This is a genomic window from Actinomyces sp. ZJ308 (assembly GCF_011752065.1).
GTDB lineage: Bacteria > Actinomycetota > Actinomycetes > Actinomycetales > Actinomycetaceae > Actinomyces.
This window is the reverse complement of the sequence record NZ_JAAIJY010000016.1, coordinates 1-14,100: the sequence shown is the minus strand read 5'-3', so window position 1 is coordinate 14,100 and position 14,100 is coordinate 1. Positions and strand designations below refer to the sequence as shown.

Annotated in this window: 13 protein-coding genes and 1 pseudogene; 4 read left to right on the top strand and 10 right to left on the bottom strand. The window is 70.7% G+C overall.

All coding sequences use genetic code 11. From position 1 onward, the window contains the following. Positions 1–138: 138 nt before the first annotated feature. Positions 139–1,446, bottom strand: a complete 1,308-nt coding sequence (locus tag HCR68_RS08080; RefSeq protein ID WP_167148436.1) for a multidrug effflux MFS transporter — start codon at positions 1,444–1,446, stop codon at positions 139–141. Positions 1,447–1,577: 131 nt separating this feature from the next. Here HCR68_RS08080 and HCR68_RS08075 point away from each other — a divergent pair, with 131 nt between their 5' ends. Both HCR68_RS08075 and HCR68_RS08070 read left to right on the top strand, forming a co-directional pair. Further along, positions 1,578–2,951 carry an AAA family ATPase gene (locus tag HCR68_RS08075; protein ID WP_167148433.1) on the top strand — a complete coding sequence of 458 codons (1,374 nt, stop codon included), beginning with the start codon at positions 1,578–1,580 and terminating at the stop codon, positions 2,949–2,951. Continuing rightward, complete coding sequence (locus HCR68_RS08070; protein WP_167148431.1) at positions 2,948–4,021, top strand: tetratricopeptide repeat protein; 1,074 nt, start codon at positions 2,948–2,950, stop codon at positions 4,019–4,021. The genes HCR68_RS08075 and HCR68_RS08070 overlap by 4 nt, the downstream gene beginning before the upstream one ends. A gap of 18 nt (positions 4,022–4,039) precedes the next feature. Here HCR68_RS08070 and HCR68_RS08065 read toward each other — a convergent pair whose 3' ends face one another. From HCR68_RS08065 to HCR68_RS08040, 6 genes are all read right to left on the bottom strand, one after another. Then, positions 4,040–4,798, bottom strand: coding sequence for an ABC transporter ATP-binding protein (locus tag HCR68_RS08065; protein WP_167148429.1), 759 nt, complete (start codon positions 4,796–4,798; stop codon positions 4,040–4,042). Next, positions 4,795–6,003, bottom strand: a complete 1,209-nt coding sequence (locus HCR68_RS08060) for an iron ABC transporter permease (RefSeq protein ID WP_167148426.1) — start codon at positions 6,001–6,003, stop codon at positions 4,795–4,797. The genes HCR68_RS08065 and HCR68_RS08060 overlap by 4 nt, the downstream gene beginning before the upstream one ends. Next, positions 6,003–7,175 (bottom strand): ABC transporter substrate-binding protein, encoded by a 1,173-nt coding sequence (locus HCR68_RS08055; RefSeq protein WP_167148424.1) that lies wholly within the window; start codon positions 7,173–7,175, stop codon positions 6,003–6,005. The genes HCR68_RS08060 and HCR68_RS08055 overlap by 1 nt, the downstream gene beginning before the upstream one ends. A 163-nt stretch (positions 7,176–7,338) precedes the next feature. Next, the gene (locus HCR68_RS08050; protein ID WP_167148422.1) at positions 7,339–8,490 is read right to left on the bottom strand and encodes a hypothetical protein; all 1,152 of its coding nucleotides are present in this window, start codon (positions 8,488–8,490) and stop codon (positions 7,339–7,341) included. Next, on the bottom strand, positions 8,465–9,181 hold the full coding sequence (locus HCR68_RS08045) for an ATP-binding cassette domain-containing protein (protein WP_167148420.1): 717 nt from the start codon (positions 9,179–9,181) through the stop codon (positions 8,465–8,467). The genes HCR68_RS08050 and HCR68_RS08045 overlap by 26 nt, the downstream gene beginning before the upstream one ends. Further along, on the bottom strand, positions 9,178–9,381 hold the full coding sequence (locus tag HCR68_RS08040) for a hypothetical protein (RefSeq protein WP_167148418.1): 204 nt from the start codon (positions 9,379–9,381) through the stop codon (positions 9,178–9,180). The genes HCR68_RS08045 and HCR68_RS08040 overlap by 4 nt, the downstream gene beginning before the upstream one ends. A gap of 322 nt (positions 9,382–9,703) precedes the next feature. Here HCR68_RS08040 and HCR68_RS08035 point away from each other — a divergent pair, with 322 nt between their 5' ends. Both HCR68_RS08035 and HCR68_RS08030 read left to right on the top strand, forming a co-directional pair. Further along, positions 9,704–10,738, top strand: coding sequence for a phosphodiester glycosidase family protein (locus HCR68_RS08035; RefSeq protein WP_167148416.1), 1,035 nt, complete (start codon positions 9,704–9,706; stop codon positions 10,736–10,738). A gap of 1 nt (position 10,739) precedes the next feature. Next, a complete protein-coding gene (locus HCR68_RS08030) occupies positions 10,740–11,924 on the top strand; it encodes a bifunctional glycosyltransferase family 2/GtrA family protein (protein WP_167148414.1) in 1,185 nt (394 codons plus the stop codon). Between the two features lie 227 nt (positions 11,925–12,151). On the opposite strand, the gene HCR68_RS08025 is transcribed toward HCR68_RS08030, so the two are convergent. The 3 genes and pseudogenes from HCR68_RS08025 to HCR68_RS14230 all read right to left on the bottom strand — a co-directional run. Next, on the bottom strand, positions 12,152–12,850 hold the full coding sequence (locus HCR68_RS08025; protein ID WP_167148412.1) for a response regulator transcription factor: 699 nt from the start codon (positions 12,848–12,850) through the stop codon (positions 12,152–12,154). Beyond that, on the bottom strand, positions 12,843–13,973 hold the full coding sequence (locus HCR68_RS08020) for a sensor histidine kinase (RefSeq protein WP_167148410.1): 1,131 nt from the start codon (positions 13,971–13,973) through the stop codon (positions 12,843–12,845). The genes HCR68_RS08025 and HCR68_RS08020 overlap by 8 nt, the downstream gene beginning before the upstream one ends. A 9-nt stretch (positions 13,974–13,982) precedes the next feature. Beyond that, positions 13,983–14,100 (bottom strand): annotated as a pseudogene (locus HCR68_RS14230) (IS630 family transposase); the annotation flags it as partial.

Sequence of the window (14,100 nt, the reverse complement as noted above, 5' to 3'; positions counted from 1 at the left end):
GTCGCACGGTCGCACCCTCTACCCCTCGACCGCACGACCTAAGGCACGACCGCGACGTCGACGGCTGGAGAGGCCCCCTCCAGCCGGACATACGCACAGAACCTCATGCAGTCGATGGGCGCCGACGGACCGGAGCCGTCACTGCCCCAGGCGGCGCGTGCGGCGCTCGGACTCCTGGGCCGCCAGGCGCTCCTTCTCGCCCCGGTCGCGCACCCCGAAGACAGCCAGGGCGTTGGCGAGGACACCGAGGACCACGATGACGACGCCGAAGGCGACGCCGCTGGCCTCCCCGGTCAGTCCCACCAGCGGGCTGACGAGCCCGCCGACGACGAACTGCAGAAAGCCGAGCAGCGCGCTGCCGGTTCCCGCCCACCGGCCGGTGCGGTCCAGTGCGAGCGCCGGGGCGTTGCCCATCGACAGCCCCAGGCAGGCCACGTGGGCCAGGAAGAGCGCCACGACCGCCACCGTCAGCGGCACCCGCCCCGCCCCCGTCACCGGCTCGCGCAGCCAGATGAGGCAGACGGCGGCGAAGACGACGTCGACGGCCAGCACCGCGATGAGCCCGACGCGCACCTGGCGGGCCTGGGAGAAGCGGCGCACCAGGGAGGCCGCCACCGCGATCGTCACCGTGACCGTCGCCCCGCACAGGCCGAAGACCGCCGTGTAGGCCACCGTCCCCATGCCCAGGACGTTGCGCAGCACGAAGGGCGCGGCGGACAGGTAGGCCATGAGCAGCCCGAAGGACAGGGCGTTGATGAGCAGCAGGCGCACGAGGACGTGGTCGCGCGCGAGCTCGCGGGTGCCGTCGAGGAGGATCCTCAGGCCGCCGTCGTGGCGCTGCTCGGGGGGCAGGGACTCGGGCACCCAGAGGGCGACCATGAGCACGAGCACCCCGGTGAAGGCGGCGACGACCCCCAGGATCCCGCGCCACCCGATGGGCTCGACGAGCACCCCGCCGAGGATCGGCGCGACCACGGGGGCGATCCCCTGAATCGCCATGACGACGCTGAGGGCCTGGGCGGCGGTGATCCCGCGGGAGCGGTCGGAGATGACCGCCCGCCCCAGGACCATGCCGGCCGCCCCGCCGAGCCCCTGGAGGAGGCGGGCTCCCAGGAGAACGGGCAGGTTCGGGGCCAGGGCGGCGCCGATGCTGGCGGCCAGGGCCAGCACGCTGCCCCACAGCAGGAGGGGGCGCCGGCCGAAGCGGTCGGACAGGACCCCGATGGTCAGCTGGCCCAGCGCGATCCCCACGAGGAAGGTTGTCATCGTCAGTTGGACGCTGGAGGCGGAGACGCCCAGGTCGTCGGCCATCTGGGCGAAGGCCGGCAGGTAGGCGTCGGTGGCCAGGGGCGCGACGGCCGCGAGCGCGGCCAGGGCGATGAGGAGCGTGGTGGGGAAGGTCGCCCGCAGCCCACTGTCGGCGGGGGCGCCCGGCGATGGTGTCATGCCCCGAGGGTAGGGAGGTCTCCGGCCGGTGCGTCAGTGCGCGAGCACGTGATGCAGTGCACGCCAGGAGCGGGCGAGCGCCACAGGTACTGGCCGGTATTCGTGTCACTGCCCGCCCCTACACTGACTCGGTGACCGACCCGCTTATTGATTCTCTGACACGCGCCGTCGAGGCCGCTCCCGACGACGTCCGGCTACGAGCCCACCTGGCCGAGCTCCTCATCGGGGCCGGCCGCAACGCCGAGGCGGTCACGCACTGCGCCATCGCCCTTCAGCACGCCCCTACCGACGACGCCGCCCGCGCCCTCATGACCAGGGCACTCTCGCCGCAGGCCGTTCAGGTCCCCAGCGAGCAGGCGCCGTCCGGCGCCCCGGCGCCCTTGGAGGTCGCCGTTCCCCCGGAGTCCGGGTCGCCGGAGGCTCCGGCTCCCAGCAGCTCGCCACCATCGGAGGGCACCGGGGACTTCGACTGGCGCCGGGCCGAGGAGGACCTCGACGGCGGACCGGCCGCGCCCTTCGTGTCCTCCGTGCCGTCCGGATCCTCCGTGCCGTCCGGATCCTCCGGCTCTGACCCGGCTCTCTCCGAGCCTCGCCCGGTCAGTGCCGACGGCCACAGCCGCCCGGCGGACTGGGAGGTGGAGCGCGCCGGTGTCTGCCTGGCCGACGTCGGCGGCATGACCGAGGTCAAGAACCGGCTGGAGGCCTCCTTCCTGGCGCCCATGCGCAATCCCGAGCTGCGCCGCCTCTACGGCAAGAGCCTGCGCGGCGGCCTGCTCCTGTACGGTCCGCCGGGAACGGGGAAGACCTTCATCGCCCGCGCGATCGCCGGTGAGATGGGGGCGGGATTCCTGTCGGTGACGATCTCCGACATCCTCGACCCCTATATCGGCAACTCCGAGGCCAACCTCCACAGCATCTTCCAGCAGGCACGCGCCCATGCTCCCTGCGTCCTCTTCCTCGACGAGCTCGACGCCATCGGCATCAAGCGCTCGCTCGCACGCAGCTCGAGCATGCGCAGCACCGTCAATCAGCTTCTCGAGGAGCTCGACGGCGTGAGCAGCAACAACGAGGGCGTCTACCTGCTGGCGGCGACCAACGCCCCCTGGGACATCGACCCGGCGCTGCGCCGGCCGGGGCGGCTGGACCGCACGCTGCTCGTCCTGCCGCCGGATGAGCCGGCGCGCGCCGCCATCCTGCACACCCACTTGCGTGAGCGCCCCGTGGAGGGCATCGACCTGCGGGCCCTGGCCCGCAAGACCGAGGGGCTCACCGGCGCGGACCTGTCGCACGTGTGCGACTCCGCTGCGGAGAAGGCGCTGATGGACTCGGTGCGCACCGGCCGGCCTCGGCTCATGACCATGCAGGACATGTACGCGGCGCTCAAGGAGATCCGCCCCTCGTCCGGCCCCTGGTTCGAGACGGCGCGTGCGGTCGTCGAGTACTCCGATGCCTCCGGGGAGTATGAGGAGCTGCGCAAGTGGATGAAACGGCACCGCCTGCTATGAGCGATGACGTGTACACCCAGGAAATCACTCGGGCCAGCCGGCTGATCGAGGCCGGCCAGGATGAGCGGGCCTCGCAGATCCTCACCCGCCTGCTTGCTAGTCACCCGAGCAACGCTGGAGCCACGTACATGGCTCTGGCATACGCCTACAGCGGGGCGGGTCGACTCGAGGATGCGGAGACCGCGGCCCGTAGAGCAATCGCGGAGCTACCGCATGCGTCCGAAGCCCACCAGCTTCTCGCTTACGCCCTGGTCCACCAGGACAGGGAGGCGGAGGCGGAGCGACCCTTGAGAACCGCCCTGGAACTGTCCCCCGAGAATGACTCACCGTTTTACCTCATGGCCACGGCGCTGACCAGGATGGAACGTACGGAGGAGGCCCTGCTCTACGCCCGCGAGGCGCTCAGGCTCGCACCGGAGAGTGCCGACAACCACGCGGTCCTTGCGGCCGCACTGAGATCGTCCGATCCCGAGGCGGCCAACCTCTCCTTGCAGGAGGCACTCAGGCTCGATCCCCGGTGCGAGGATGCCCTCTTGCTTCAGTTCGACATGCTCAATCGCGGTGTGAACCCTCGTGAGGCCGCCAAAGCCCTCGCCGCCTACACCGCCCACGCCCCCAACCCCGCCAGGGCAAGCACCGCGGTTAACTCCTTCCTCATCAAGTTCATGAGCGTGCCTCACGTCGGGCAGTTCTGGTGCGCCCTACTGGCAGTGACGCTCCTGGTTCCGGTCAGACTGGCGAATCTACCCAACGGGATCCTTCTTCTCCCTCTGGTTCTGACGGCGACCCTCACATGCTGGGCGACCATCACGCGGATTCAGACTTTCCATCTTTATTTCAGGGGCCGCTGCCTGCGGATGCTTCGCGCCTGCATTCGGCAGCATCGGTATCTCGCGCTGTGGGGCGTAGCGGTTCCGATGCTCTGGATCGGCTTCGTCATCGGCGTCATCCGGGCAATGCAGGGAGACGACGTCGTTCTCGTCAGCGTCGCAGGAGCCAGCCTTGCCCACCTGGCGCTCGGCTGGGCCGGCATCTTGCTGGCGCCTCTCCTTCAACGCCGGAGCAGCTGACCGCAGAAGCCCTCCGGCTCAGGCACCCTGATCGGTCTCGGGGGCGACCATGACGTGGTCGCCGTCGGGCACGATCCGCACCCGCAGGCCGTAGACCTCGGCGAGGGTGTCGGGCTGGAGCACCTCGGCGGGCGGCCCCTCGGCCAGGACCTTCCCGTCGGCGAGCACGGCGAGGCGGTCGCAGAAGCGGGCCGCCAGGTTGAGATCGTGCAGGGCGACGACGGCGAGGCGTCCGGTATCCCGGTGGCAGATCCGACGCACGTGGGAGAGCACCGAGACCTGGCGGCGCAGGTCGAGGGCGGAGGTGGGCTCGTCGAGCAGGATGAGCCCGGGGCGGCGCACGAGCGTCTGAGCCAGAGCGACGAGCTGGCGCTGCCCGCCGGAGAGCTGGCCCAGCGGCCGGTCGGCCAGCTCGGCCACGCCGAGCTCGTCCAGGGCGCCCCAGGCCAGGTCGATGTCGGCCCGGCTCGTGTGCCAGGTCATGCCGCGCCGTGAGGCGGTGAGCACCGACTCCAGGGCGGTCAGGGCGGCGTCGCCGGGCAGGCCCTGCGGCATGTAGCCGATCATGCCGCGCAGGTCCCGGCCCCGGTGGCCCTCGAAGGTGACCTCCCCCAGGTAGCGGCGCAGCTGGGCCACGCAGGTGACCAGGGTGGACTTGCCGGCCCCGTTGGGGCCGAGCAGGCCGACCATCTGTCCTGTCTCCCAGGTGGCGTCGACGCCCTTGAGGACCGCCCGCCTGCCGTAGGAGAAGGTGAGGTTGTCCAGGGTCAGGCTCATGATCCGCTCCTGACGGCCGAGTGCTGGCGTCCGAAGATGATGGCGAGGAACACCGGCACGCCCACCAGCGCGGTGAGGATGCCGACGGGTACGGCCACGCCCGGCACGATGATCTGACTGGCGGCGTGGGCGGCGGTCAGCAGGGTGGATCCGGCCAGGATCGAGGCGGGTACGAGGAAGCGCTGGTCCTCCCCCACCAGGCCGCGAGCCATGTGCGGGCCCACGAGCCCCACGAAGCCGATGATCCCGACGAAGGCCACGGACAGGGCGGCCAGCAGCGCCACCCCGACCAGGGTCCAGGAGCGCACGCGCGCAACGTTGATGCCCATGGCCGCGGCGCGGGCCTCCCCCAGGGTGATGGCGGTCAGCCGCCAGCCGTTGACCCAGAAGACGGGGGTGGCCACGAGCAGCGCCACCGTCACGGTGATGACGGCCGGCCAGGTGGCGCGCATGAGGGAGCCCATCGACCAGAAGACGATCTGCTGGAGGCTCTCGGTGGAGGCGCGGTACTGCACGAGCGCCAGGAGCGCCTGGCAGCTGAAGACCAGTGCGATGCCCAGCAGGATCGTCATCTCCTTGGTCACCGAGGGCAGGCGCGAGACCATCGCGATGGCCAGGGAGGCCGCCAGCCCCGCCGTCATCGCCGCGATTGGCAGGGTCGCCCCGGTGGCCACCGGCAGCACGAGCCCGGTGACGATCGCCAGCGCCGCCCCCAGGGCCGAGGCCGCCGAGATCCCCAGGGTGAAGGGCTCGGCCAGGGGGTTGTCGAGAATCGTCTGCATCTGGACACCGGCCAGCGACAGCGCCCCGCCCACCAGCACCGCCAGCAGCGCCGGGGGCAGGCGCAGGTTGACGACGATGTTGGCCACCCACGGGTCGTAGTCGGCGTAGAAGAGGGAGCCGAGCACCTGTCCGGGGCCGAACCCCAGTGGCCCTACCATGAGGGCCGTCAGGAAGACCGCTAGGAGCAGCCCCGTCAGACCGGTCAGCGTCGCGATGCGCCGCAGGGTCCGACGCCGGTAGGCGGAGTAGGCCGACGACGCAGTGGTCGACCCGTCCGCAGGGGCGGCCTCCCTCCCGGTCGTCTGAGCAGGCGGCTCGGCCGCGCCGGCTGCCGCGCCGTCGAGCCCGGAGGCCGCGGCGTCGACGTCGTCGGCATCGCCAGCGGCGTCACCGGAGGGGACCTGAGTGTTCGGGGTGCCCATCAGATGGAGGTGAAGAAGACGCCCTCGGCCTTCCACGGCATGTACTGCCCGTGGAAGTCCTTCCAGACGGCCTCCGGGTCGATGTCGGCGAAGGCCTCGGGGTTCTGCCACTTGGCGAAGGTGAGGTAGGCGATGAAGTTGTAGGGGGCGTCGTAGAACTGGTGGTAGATGCCGTAGACGCGCCGATCGGTGAAGGCCTGGATCTGGTCGTATCCGGGCTGATTCCTCAGCTGCTCCAGGCTGGCCTTGGCGGAGGCGTCGTCGGCCTTGTAGCCGAGGTGGACGTAGCTGGTCTGGGCGGTGTCCTTGATCTTCTGGTTCTGCCACTCGCCGCCGGTGGCGATGATGTTCTGGGGGTTGGAGGCGATGACTTGCTCGGGGGTGAGGACGCCCTCCTCGCCGGACAGGAGGCTGTCGGCGATGTTGGTGCCGCCGGTGGCGGTGACGATCGCACCCATGTTGGCGGTGGAGTAGGTGGAGCCGGGGTCGTTGACTCCCGGGCCGCGCCACAGGAAGGTGGTGGGTCTGGTGGTCAGGGACTTCGCCTTCTCGACGACGGGGTCGACGTGCTGCTTGTAGAACGAGACGAAGGCCTCGGCCTCCTTGCGCCTGTCGAACAGGGCGCCCAGGAGGGTGACCGAGGGGACGGTGTTCTTGACCGGGTCGCGGCGGAAGTCGGTGACGACGTAGGTGATCTTCTGGCCGTCGAGCTTGTCGAGGTAGCCCTTCTCCTTGGCCGCATTGTAGACGTCCAGGGTCATGACGAAGACGTCGGGCTTGTACTTGACGAGGGTCTCGATGGGGAGGTTGTCCTTGGCGATGGAGCCGATGGTCGGCAGCTCGGCGGCCTTGGGGGCGACGGCGACGACCTTGTCGTAGAAGTCCGGTGCGGCCTTCTGCAGGTCCTCGCCCCAGGCGACCACCTTGTCGATGGGGTTGGCCTTGTTGAGGAAGGCCAGGGAGTAGACGTGCCGGGACTCGCTCAGGACGATGTTGGTGGGCTGGGTCTCGAAGGCGACCTTGCGGCCGGTGACGTCGGTGACCTCGAAGCCACCGCCTGAGGCGCCTGCGGACACGCCGCTGCTGGAACCCTTGCCGGCGCGGGAGGTGACTCCGCAGCCGGCGAGCACGGCGGTGAGCGGAAGGGCCATGAGCAGGGTACGACGGCGCATAGGAGTCCTTTGGTGACGCGAAGGCGGAAGCGGATCGCCTAGGACCTTAGGGTTACCTCAGTTAATTTGCCAAGGGATAAACTTCAATTTAGTAAGACAGGACAAATAACGCAGGGACTATCTGGATGTTTCCCCCGGGGGGCAGCACGAGCGACACGCCCCGTTACTGCGCCGCGAGGGAGCAGACGGCGCGGACGGCCAGGACGGCGAGCAGCGCGGCGAGCGGCGGGAGGTACTTGCGCGGGTGGCGCATGACGTCGCGCTCGGACTTCCAGCTCGTCAGCGGCCGGTAGACCTCCAGGAGGACCGCCGTCGTCGCTCCGGCGAGCGAGGCCGCGACTGCGGCCGCAACGCTCTCAGCAAGACTGCCGCCCCGCCAGACGAGCAGTGCACCCACAACACAATTGGACGCCATATACAACAGCGTGAGGTCCCTGGCGTAGGCCGCAAGGACCCGCCGTGAGCCGGGCGCGGCCAGCACCACGGCGCGCGTGTTGAGGTAGCGGGAGAAGTAGGCGTTCAGTGGCGTGTTGACGACGACGAAGGCCAGGGGCAGCGGGAGCGTCAGGCCGCGATCGGTCATGGTGTACGTGAAGACGAGCGCGACGACGAGCATGACCAGGGTGTTGACCTGCGTAGTGCGCACGGTCGCCAGCTCGCCCAGGAGCAGACTGCGGCGACCACCCCGGACGGTGCCCACCTGCGTGCGCCGCGCCCGCAGTCCACTGGCGCAGGTGATCGCGGCGAGGCCGGCACCTAGGAAGAGAGCAGCCGAGGCCGCGGGAACCACCCACCAGGCGGCCACCCCTGCGGCGAGGGCCCCGCCGGCGGCGGCGCGCAGCCCGCTCGACTCCCCCGCCCACAGGGTCAGTCCCAGCGCCGCGGCCCCGAGTCCGACGGCGAGCATCTCGACGGCCAGCAGCGCGGCGCCGGCGTCGAGCCTCCCGCCGGCCCCACCGCGCCCGGCCAGCAGGACGAGCAGGGTGATGGGCGCGGTCACCTCGAGCAGGACGACGGTGTCGGCCACGAGACACGTGGCTCGGGCGAGCTCGCCGCGCCGGAGCGGGAAGCGGGCCAGCTCGTCCCAGCGTCCGGAGCCGATCCAGGCCGAGGTGATTGTGGCCGTCTGGCCGACGGCGGCCAGGACGAGCCCCGTGACCGCGACGCGGGAATCGACACTCACGCCGGTCGAGACCCCGAACCAGGCGGCCAGGGCGCACAGGATGACGGCGCCCAGGGCGGTCCGGCGCCCCACGAACTGGCCGGTCACCGCCGTCAGGGCGGCCCGGCTAACCGACCAGCGACGCCACGGCATCGGAGTCCTCGGGGGTGGCGAAGGGGCCGGTCATCCGGCCGGCGGAGAGCACGTAGAGGCGCCGGGTGCAGCGGGTGAAGGACTCGGCGATGTGGGAGCTGAGCAGGATCGAGCGGCCGGACGCTGCGGCCTCGTTGATGGCGCGGTACAGGAACTCGGTGGCGGTGAAGTCGAGAAAGTCGACGGGCTCGTCCAGGAGGAGCAGGGGCGTGCTCAGGTAGAAGGCGGCGATGAGGCCGGCCTTCTTGCGTGAGCCGCTGGAGAGCCGGGAGAAGGAGGTGGTTCGGTAGCGGCCGTAGTCGAAGCCCTCGATCAGCTCCTCGAGTCGGCCGCGCTCCGGGCGCTGGCGGTAGGCGCGCTCCAGGAAGCCGATGAAGGCCTCCAGGTTCCAGGTGGGAAAGGAGTCGTCGTCGGCCAGGCTGAGGTAGCGGGCGGCCTTGAAGCGCTCGTCGCCCGGGCGCACGTCCCGCCCCCGATAGCGCAGGGCGCCGAGGCGCGCCCCGCGATGGACGTCGCACAGGGAGGTGAGCATCGTGGTCTTGCCGGCACCGTTGAGGCCGACGAGCCCCACAGCCTCGCCGGGCTCAAGGGTGAAGGACACGTCGGTGAGCACCGGTCGGTCGCGCTCGTACCAGGCGGACAGGCCCTCGACCTCAAGGAGCGGGGCCGGGGCGTCGTCGACGGCGCTCATGAGGCCGAGGGAGGACGGCGGTCACCGTCGTCACCGCCGTCGGAGGACGAGCGGATCAGCTGATACAGGATGAGCGCGGCAACAGCGATGAAGAGGCCCGCGATCGCCACGTCTCCCCGCCTGAAGGAGATGACGGCCACCACGCAGTTGAGCACCACGATGAAGATCCGAAAAATACGTCGACCCCGATCCGAAAACACGGCGGTCCCCTCCTTCACAGGCTCACGTCGCGGGCGCCGGCTGCTCGCACCCACCCTCCACCCTAGGCCCAGGTCGCGCCACATCAGAGCACTTCGAGGACTACTTCGGCGCGCAGATCTCACCCCCTGGAAGTATTGACACCTGACGCACTGTCATTTTCCTGCGTCGTGCCGCCGGCTCTCGGACCAGCCGGTGCGACGACGGACAGGTTGACATGGCTGGGAGGCCTTCAATGACGGATCGGCCCGAGCCGCACAGCTTCACAGGAGACCCACAAGGACAACCTACGCCTGGCACACATGGCCTCGACACGGTTGAGCCATGCACAGCTCCGACACCCTCAGCCCGGCCGAGCCGCCCCAGGCGGACCAGGACTCCCAGTCCGGCCGGAACCGTCGTTCGGCGACGTCCCGCAAGCACCCGCGCCGTCGTTTCCTCCTGGGCGGCGCCGCAGTCCTGGGTCTGGCCGCCACCGGCACCAGCGCCTGGGCGCTCAACCGCTTCGTCATCGACCACGTCGAGGTCGATGACGTCACCGCCCTGGAGGCCAAGGCCCAGAGCGCCGTCGCCGGCTCCTCGGCCGCCCCGGCCACCAACGTGACGGTCGGGGAGAACTCCTACTCCTCGTCCAACACGAGCATCGAGATCCAGCAGGTCTCCACCGGCTCGGGCAGCGACACGGTCACCTACTACGTGGCCGACGTCAAGCTCACCAACGCCACCGACCTGCGCAGCGCCTTCGCCAACAACTCCTTCGGCACCAACATCACCGCCAAGCCCACCGTGATCGCCTCCGAGCACGACGCGATCCTGGCCATCAACGGCGACTACTACGGCTTCCGCAGCGACGGCATCCTCATCCGCAACGGCGTCGTCTACCGCGACAGCGGCAAGCGCGACGGCATGGCCTTCTACACCGACGGGCGCGTGGAGGTCTACGACGAGACCACCACCAACGCGCAGACGCTCCTGGACGCGGGCGTGTGGAACACGCTGTCCTTCGGGCCGGCGCTGGTCAACGGCGGCCAGGTGCTCTCGGGCATCGACCAGGTCGAGGTCGACACGAACGTCGGCAACCACTCCATCCAGGGCAAGCAGCCGCGCACCGCCGTGGGATGGGTAGAGACGAACCACCTGAAGCTCGTCGTCGTCGACGGCCGCAGCGAGGGCTACTCGCGCGGCGTGACCATGACCGAGCTCGCCCAGATCATGGCCGACCTGGGGTGCGCCTGCGCCTACAACATCGACGGCGGCGGCTCCTCGGCCATGTACTTCAACGGCTCGATCATCAACCAGCCCTCCAACGGGGGCGAGCGCGACACCTCCGACATCCTCTACATCGCGAACGGATCCTGAGATGAACGGCACCGACACCCGAACGAGCATTCACCGGGCACCGCGCATCCTGCCCCGGGTCATCGCCCCGGCGAACCGGACCGCCGGCAACCGGACCGCCGTCAAGCAGGCAACCGGCAGCCAGGCGGCGCCGCGCACAGGTAGCGCGCCCCGGCCCCGGACGGCGGTGACGCTGATGGTCCTCATCCCGGCCTACAAGCCCGACGAGCGTCTGGCCGAGCTCGTGGCCCGGTTGCGCGGGGCTCGCTCGGACTGTGCGGTGCTCGTCGTCGACGACGGCTCGGGGCCGCAGTACGCGCCCTTCTTCTCCGCCGCGCGCGCCCGCGGCGCCCAGGTGGTCAGCTACCCGGTCAACCGGGGCAAGGGGCAGGCGCTGCGCACGGGTCTGGCTCATGCGGCCGCCACCTGGCCGGAGGCTGACGTGGTGTGCGCCGACGCCGACGGGCAGCACACGCCGTCGGACATTGAGGCCGTGGCCGCGAGAGTGCGCGAGACCGGGCACATGACCCTGGGGGTGCGCCGGTTCACCGGGCCGGTGCCGCTGCGCAGCCGGATCGGCAACGACGTGACCGCGCTGCTGTTCCGCGGCGCGACCGGCTGGAGGCTGGGCGACACCCAGACGGGGCTGCGCGGCTACCCAGCCGGGCACCTGACCTGGTTGCAGAGCGTGCCCGGCGACCGTTACGAGTACGAGCTCTCCGCCCTGCTGCGCGCCCACGAGCTGGGGCTGGTGGTGGAGCAGGTGGAGATCGCCACGGTCTACGAGCCGGGCAACACCTCCTCGCACTTCAGGCCGTTGCAGGACTCGGCGCGGATCTACGCCCCGCTGCTGCGGTTCATGGGGGCGTCGCTGGCGAGCTTCGGGATCGACTGGCTGGGCGTCATGGTGATCTTCGCGATGACCGGCAACCTGCTTGCGGCGGTCGTGGGGGCCCGGCTGATCTCCGGGACCGCGAACTTCTTCATGAACCGCCGGGTCTTCCGGGCCCGCCGCGGCACCGTGGTGCGCACGGCGGTGCGCTACGTGGTGCTGGCGGTGAGCCTGCTGGCGGCCAGCTACCTCATGCTCGAGGCGCTCACCACGATTGGGATCCCGCTGGGGATCGCGAAGATCCTGGGCGACGGGGCCATCTACGTGGCCAGCTATGTGGCGCAGCGCCGGCTGGTCTTCAAAGAGCGGGGGTGAGATCGACCGGCCGGGCTCTCCCGGCGGGTACTCCTGGGGCGGCCGGGTCCTCGGAGGCGATGTGCCGGCGTCGCCCCGAGGACGCGGCGCTCTCATGCTTGAGTTCGTAGGGTAGGTCGCGCGTTCGAGGGGTAGAGGGTACGACCGCGCGCCCTACCCTACGACCGCAAGGCATGCTGCGGGGTGCGGAGGGTCGGGAGACGCGTCCACGGTACCGGTCGGCGGCTTCAGCGAGGGCTGACGAGTCCCGCCTCGTAGGCGGCGATGACGAGCTGGGCGCGGTCTCGGGCACCCAGGCGGGCCAGGAGCGCGGTGATGTGGCTGCGGCAGGTGGCCCTCGTGATGCCGAGCTCGGCCTCGATCTCGCTGTTGGACAGGCCCTGGGCGATGAGCAGGAGCACCTCGCGCTGGCGGGGCGTGAGAGCCTCGACGTCTTCGGCCCGGGCGCTGCCGGAGGCCCCGGCCGCCGTACGCGGCATGCGAGCCACGAGGCGCGCCAGGACCTGGGGGCTGAGCAGCGACTGGCCCTCGTGCACGGTGCGCACCGCGTCGACGAGGGACTGCGGGTCGGTGTCCTTGAGCAGGAAGCCGCAGGCGCCGGCGCGCAGGGCGCCCAGGACGTAGTCGTCGATCTCGAACATGGTCAGGATGAGAACGCGCGTGGCCTTCAGCGCCGGGTCGGCGCAGATCCGGGTGGTGGCCTCAATCCCGGTCAGGCCGGGCATCTGGATGTCCATGAGGACGACGTCGGGGCGCAACTCGCCGGCCAGGGCGAGAGCGCGCGCCCCGTCCTCGGCCAGGCCGACGACGCTCATGCCGGGCTCGGCCTCAAGCAGGGCGGCCAGCGTGGAGCGCAGGAGGGCCTGGTCCTCGGCGATGAGGACCCGGATGGGGACGGCAGTCGATCCGGGGACGAGGTCAGTCATGGGATCTCTCCTCGTACACGGACCTGGAGCCCGGCGGCTCCTTAATCGGGCGCCCCGGCCCGACCCGCCCCCGATCGGGCAGCCCGACGCTCCCGACGGTCTGACCGCCATTGACCGCGAGATCAGGCAGCGACGCCTCGACGGCGAAGCCGGGGGCGTCGGTGCGGGGGCCGGCGGCCAGCGTCCCGCCGAGTGCGGTCAGGCGCTCGTGGAGCCCGCGCAGCCCCTGACCGGCCCCGGGCTGGGGTTTCCAGTCGGCGACCGGACCGTCGTCGACGACGGCGATGCGCAGCAGTCCCGCCCCCTGACGGAGGGTCACGCGGGCACACGTTGGGCCGGCGTGGCGGGCCGTGTTGGCCAGCGCCTCGGCCACGACCCGGACGGCGGCCCGGGCTGCTGGGGCGGGGAGACGGCTAAGGACCGCCGAGCTCGGATCGGTGTCCGCCCCCGCACCTGCGCCGGCGTCGGCATCGATCTCGACCGTGACGCCGGCACGTCGAGCCCGGTCGACGACCTCGGTGAGGTCGGCGGCGATCACCTCGGCACGCCGCTCACCCGGCCGGGATCCCGAACCGCCCGGCGCGTCCGCTGCGCCCGCTGAGTCCGCGCCGGCCACAGCGGCCGTCGCAGCTGCCGAGACCGCCGCAACCTCTGCCACGGCTCCGGGCGTCGGGGGCGTGCTCTCGTCGCGCAGGACGGCGAGCATGCGCCGCAGCCCGTCGGTGGCTTGACGGGAGGCGGTCTCGACGTCGCTGAGGGCACTGCGCAGGCCCTCGGGGGTGGTCTCGAGGCGCTGAGCCACGGCGCAGCGCACGGTGATGGCGCCGAGGTTGCCGGAGACGGCGTCGTGAAGCTCACGGGCGATGACGAGGCGGTCCTCGGCGACGGCGCGCGCGGCCGTCGCCTGCGCCAGGCGCCACTCGTAGACACGACGGTCCCGCCGCCGCAGCCACAGGGAGGCGGCCACGAGGCCGGCCATGATGAGCAGCACCGTCATCTGGGCGCGCCCGTAAGGATCCGGGGCGAATCCGACGACGGTACCCATCCCCACGATGAACACGGTCAGTCCCGTGATGGCGCGCGCGAGCGGCGAGCGGCGTCGCGGGAGGTCTGGGGCTGGCACCCAACCAGTCTAGTGTCGCGTGTCGTTAGTTTGTTTTTGGTTGGCATTTGGTGAGGATCTCGTCGGGGGTCTTGGTCCAGGCCAATGGGTGGCAGCGTTGGTTCCAGCCGTTGATGAAGGCGCGGAT

Coding starts and splice junctions, on each gene's coding strand:
- HCR68_RS08030 (WP_167148414.1), top strand. CDS start 10,740: ATGAACGGCACCGACACCCGAACGAGCATTCACCGGGCACCGCGCATC.
- HCR68_RS08065 (WP_167148429.1), bottom strand. CDS start 4,798: ATGAGCCTGACCCTGGACAACCTCACCTTCTCCTACGGCAGGCGGGCG.
- HCR68_RS08070 (WP_167148431.1), top strand. CDS start 2,948: ATGAGCGATGACGTGTACACCCAGGAAATCACTCGGGCCAGCCGGCTG.
- HCR68_RS08080 (WP_167148436.1), bottom strand. CDS start 1,446: ATGACACCATCGCCGGGCGCCCCCGCCGACAGTGGGCTGCGGGCGACC.
- HCR68_RS08060 (WP_167148426.1), bottom strand. CDS start 6,003: ATGGGCACCCCGAACACTCAGGTCCCCTCCGGTGACGCCGCTGGCGAT.
- HCR68_RS08035 (WP_167148416.1), top strand. CDS start 9,704: ATGCACAGCTCCGACACCCTCAGCCCGGCCGAGCCGCCCCAGGCGGAC.
- HCR68_RS08055 (WP_167148424.1), bottom strand. CDS start 7,175: ATGCGCCGTCGTACCCTGCTCATGGCCCTTCCGCTCACCGCCGTGCTC.
- HCR68_RS08050 (WP_167148422.1), bottom strand. CDS start 8,490: ATGCCGTGGCGTCGCTGGTCGGTTAGCCGGGCCGCCCTGACGGCGGTG.
- HCR68_RS08025 (WP_167148412.1), bottom strand. CDS start 12,850: ATGACTGACCTCGTCCCCGGATCGACTGCCGTCCCCATCCGGGTCCTC.
- HCR68_RS08045 (WP_167148420.1), bottom strand. CDS start 9,181: ATGAGCGCCGTCGACGACGCCCCGGCCCCGCTCCTTGAGGTCGAGGGC.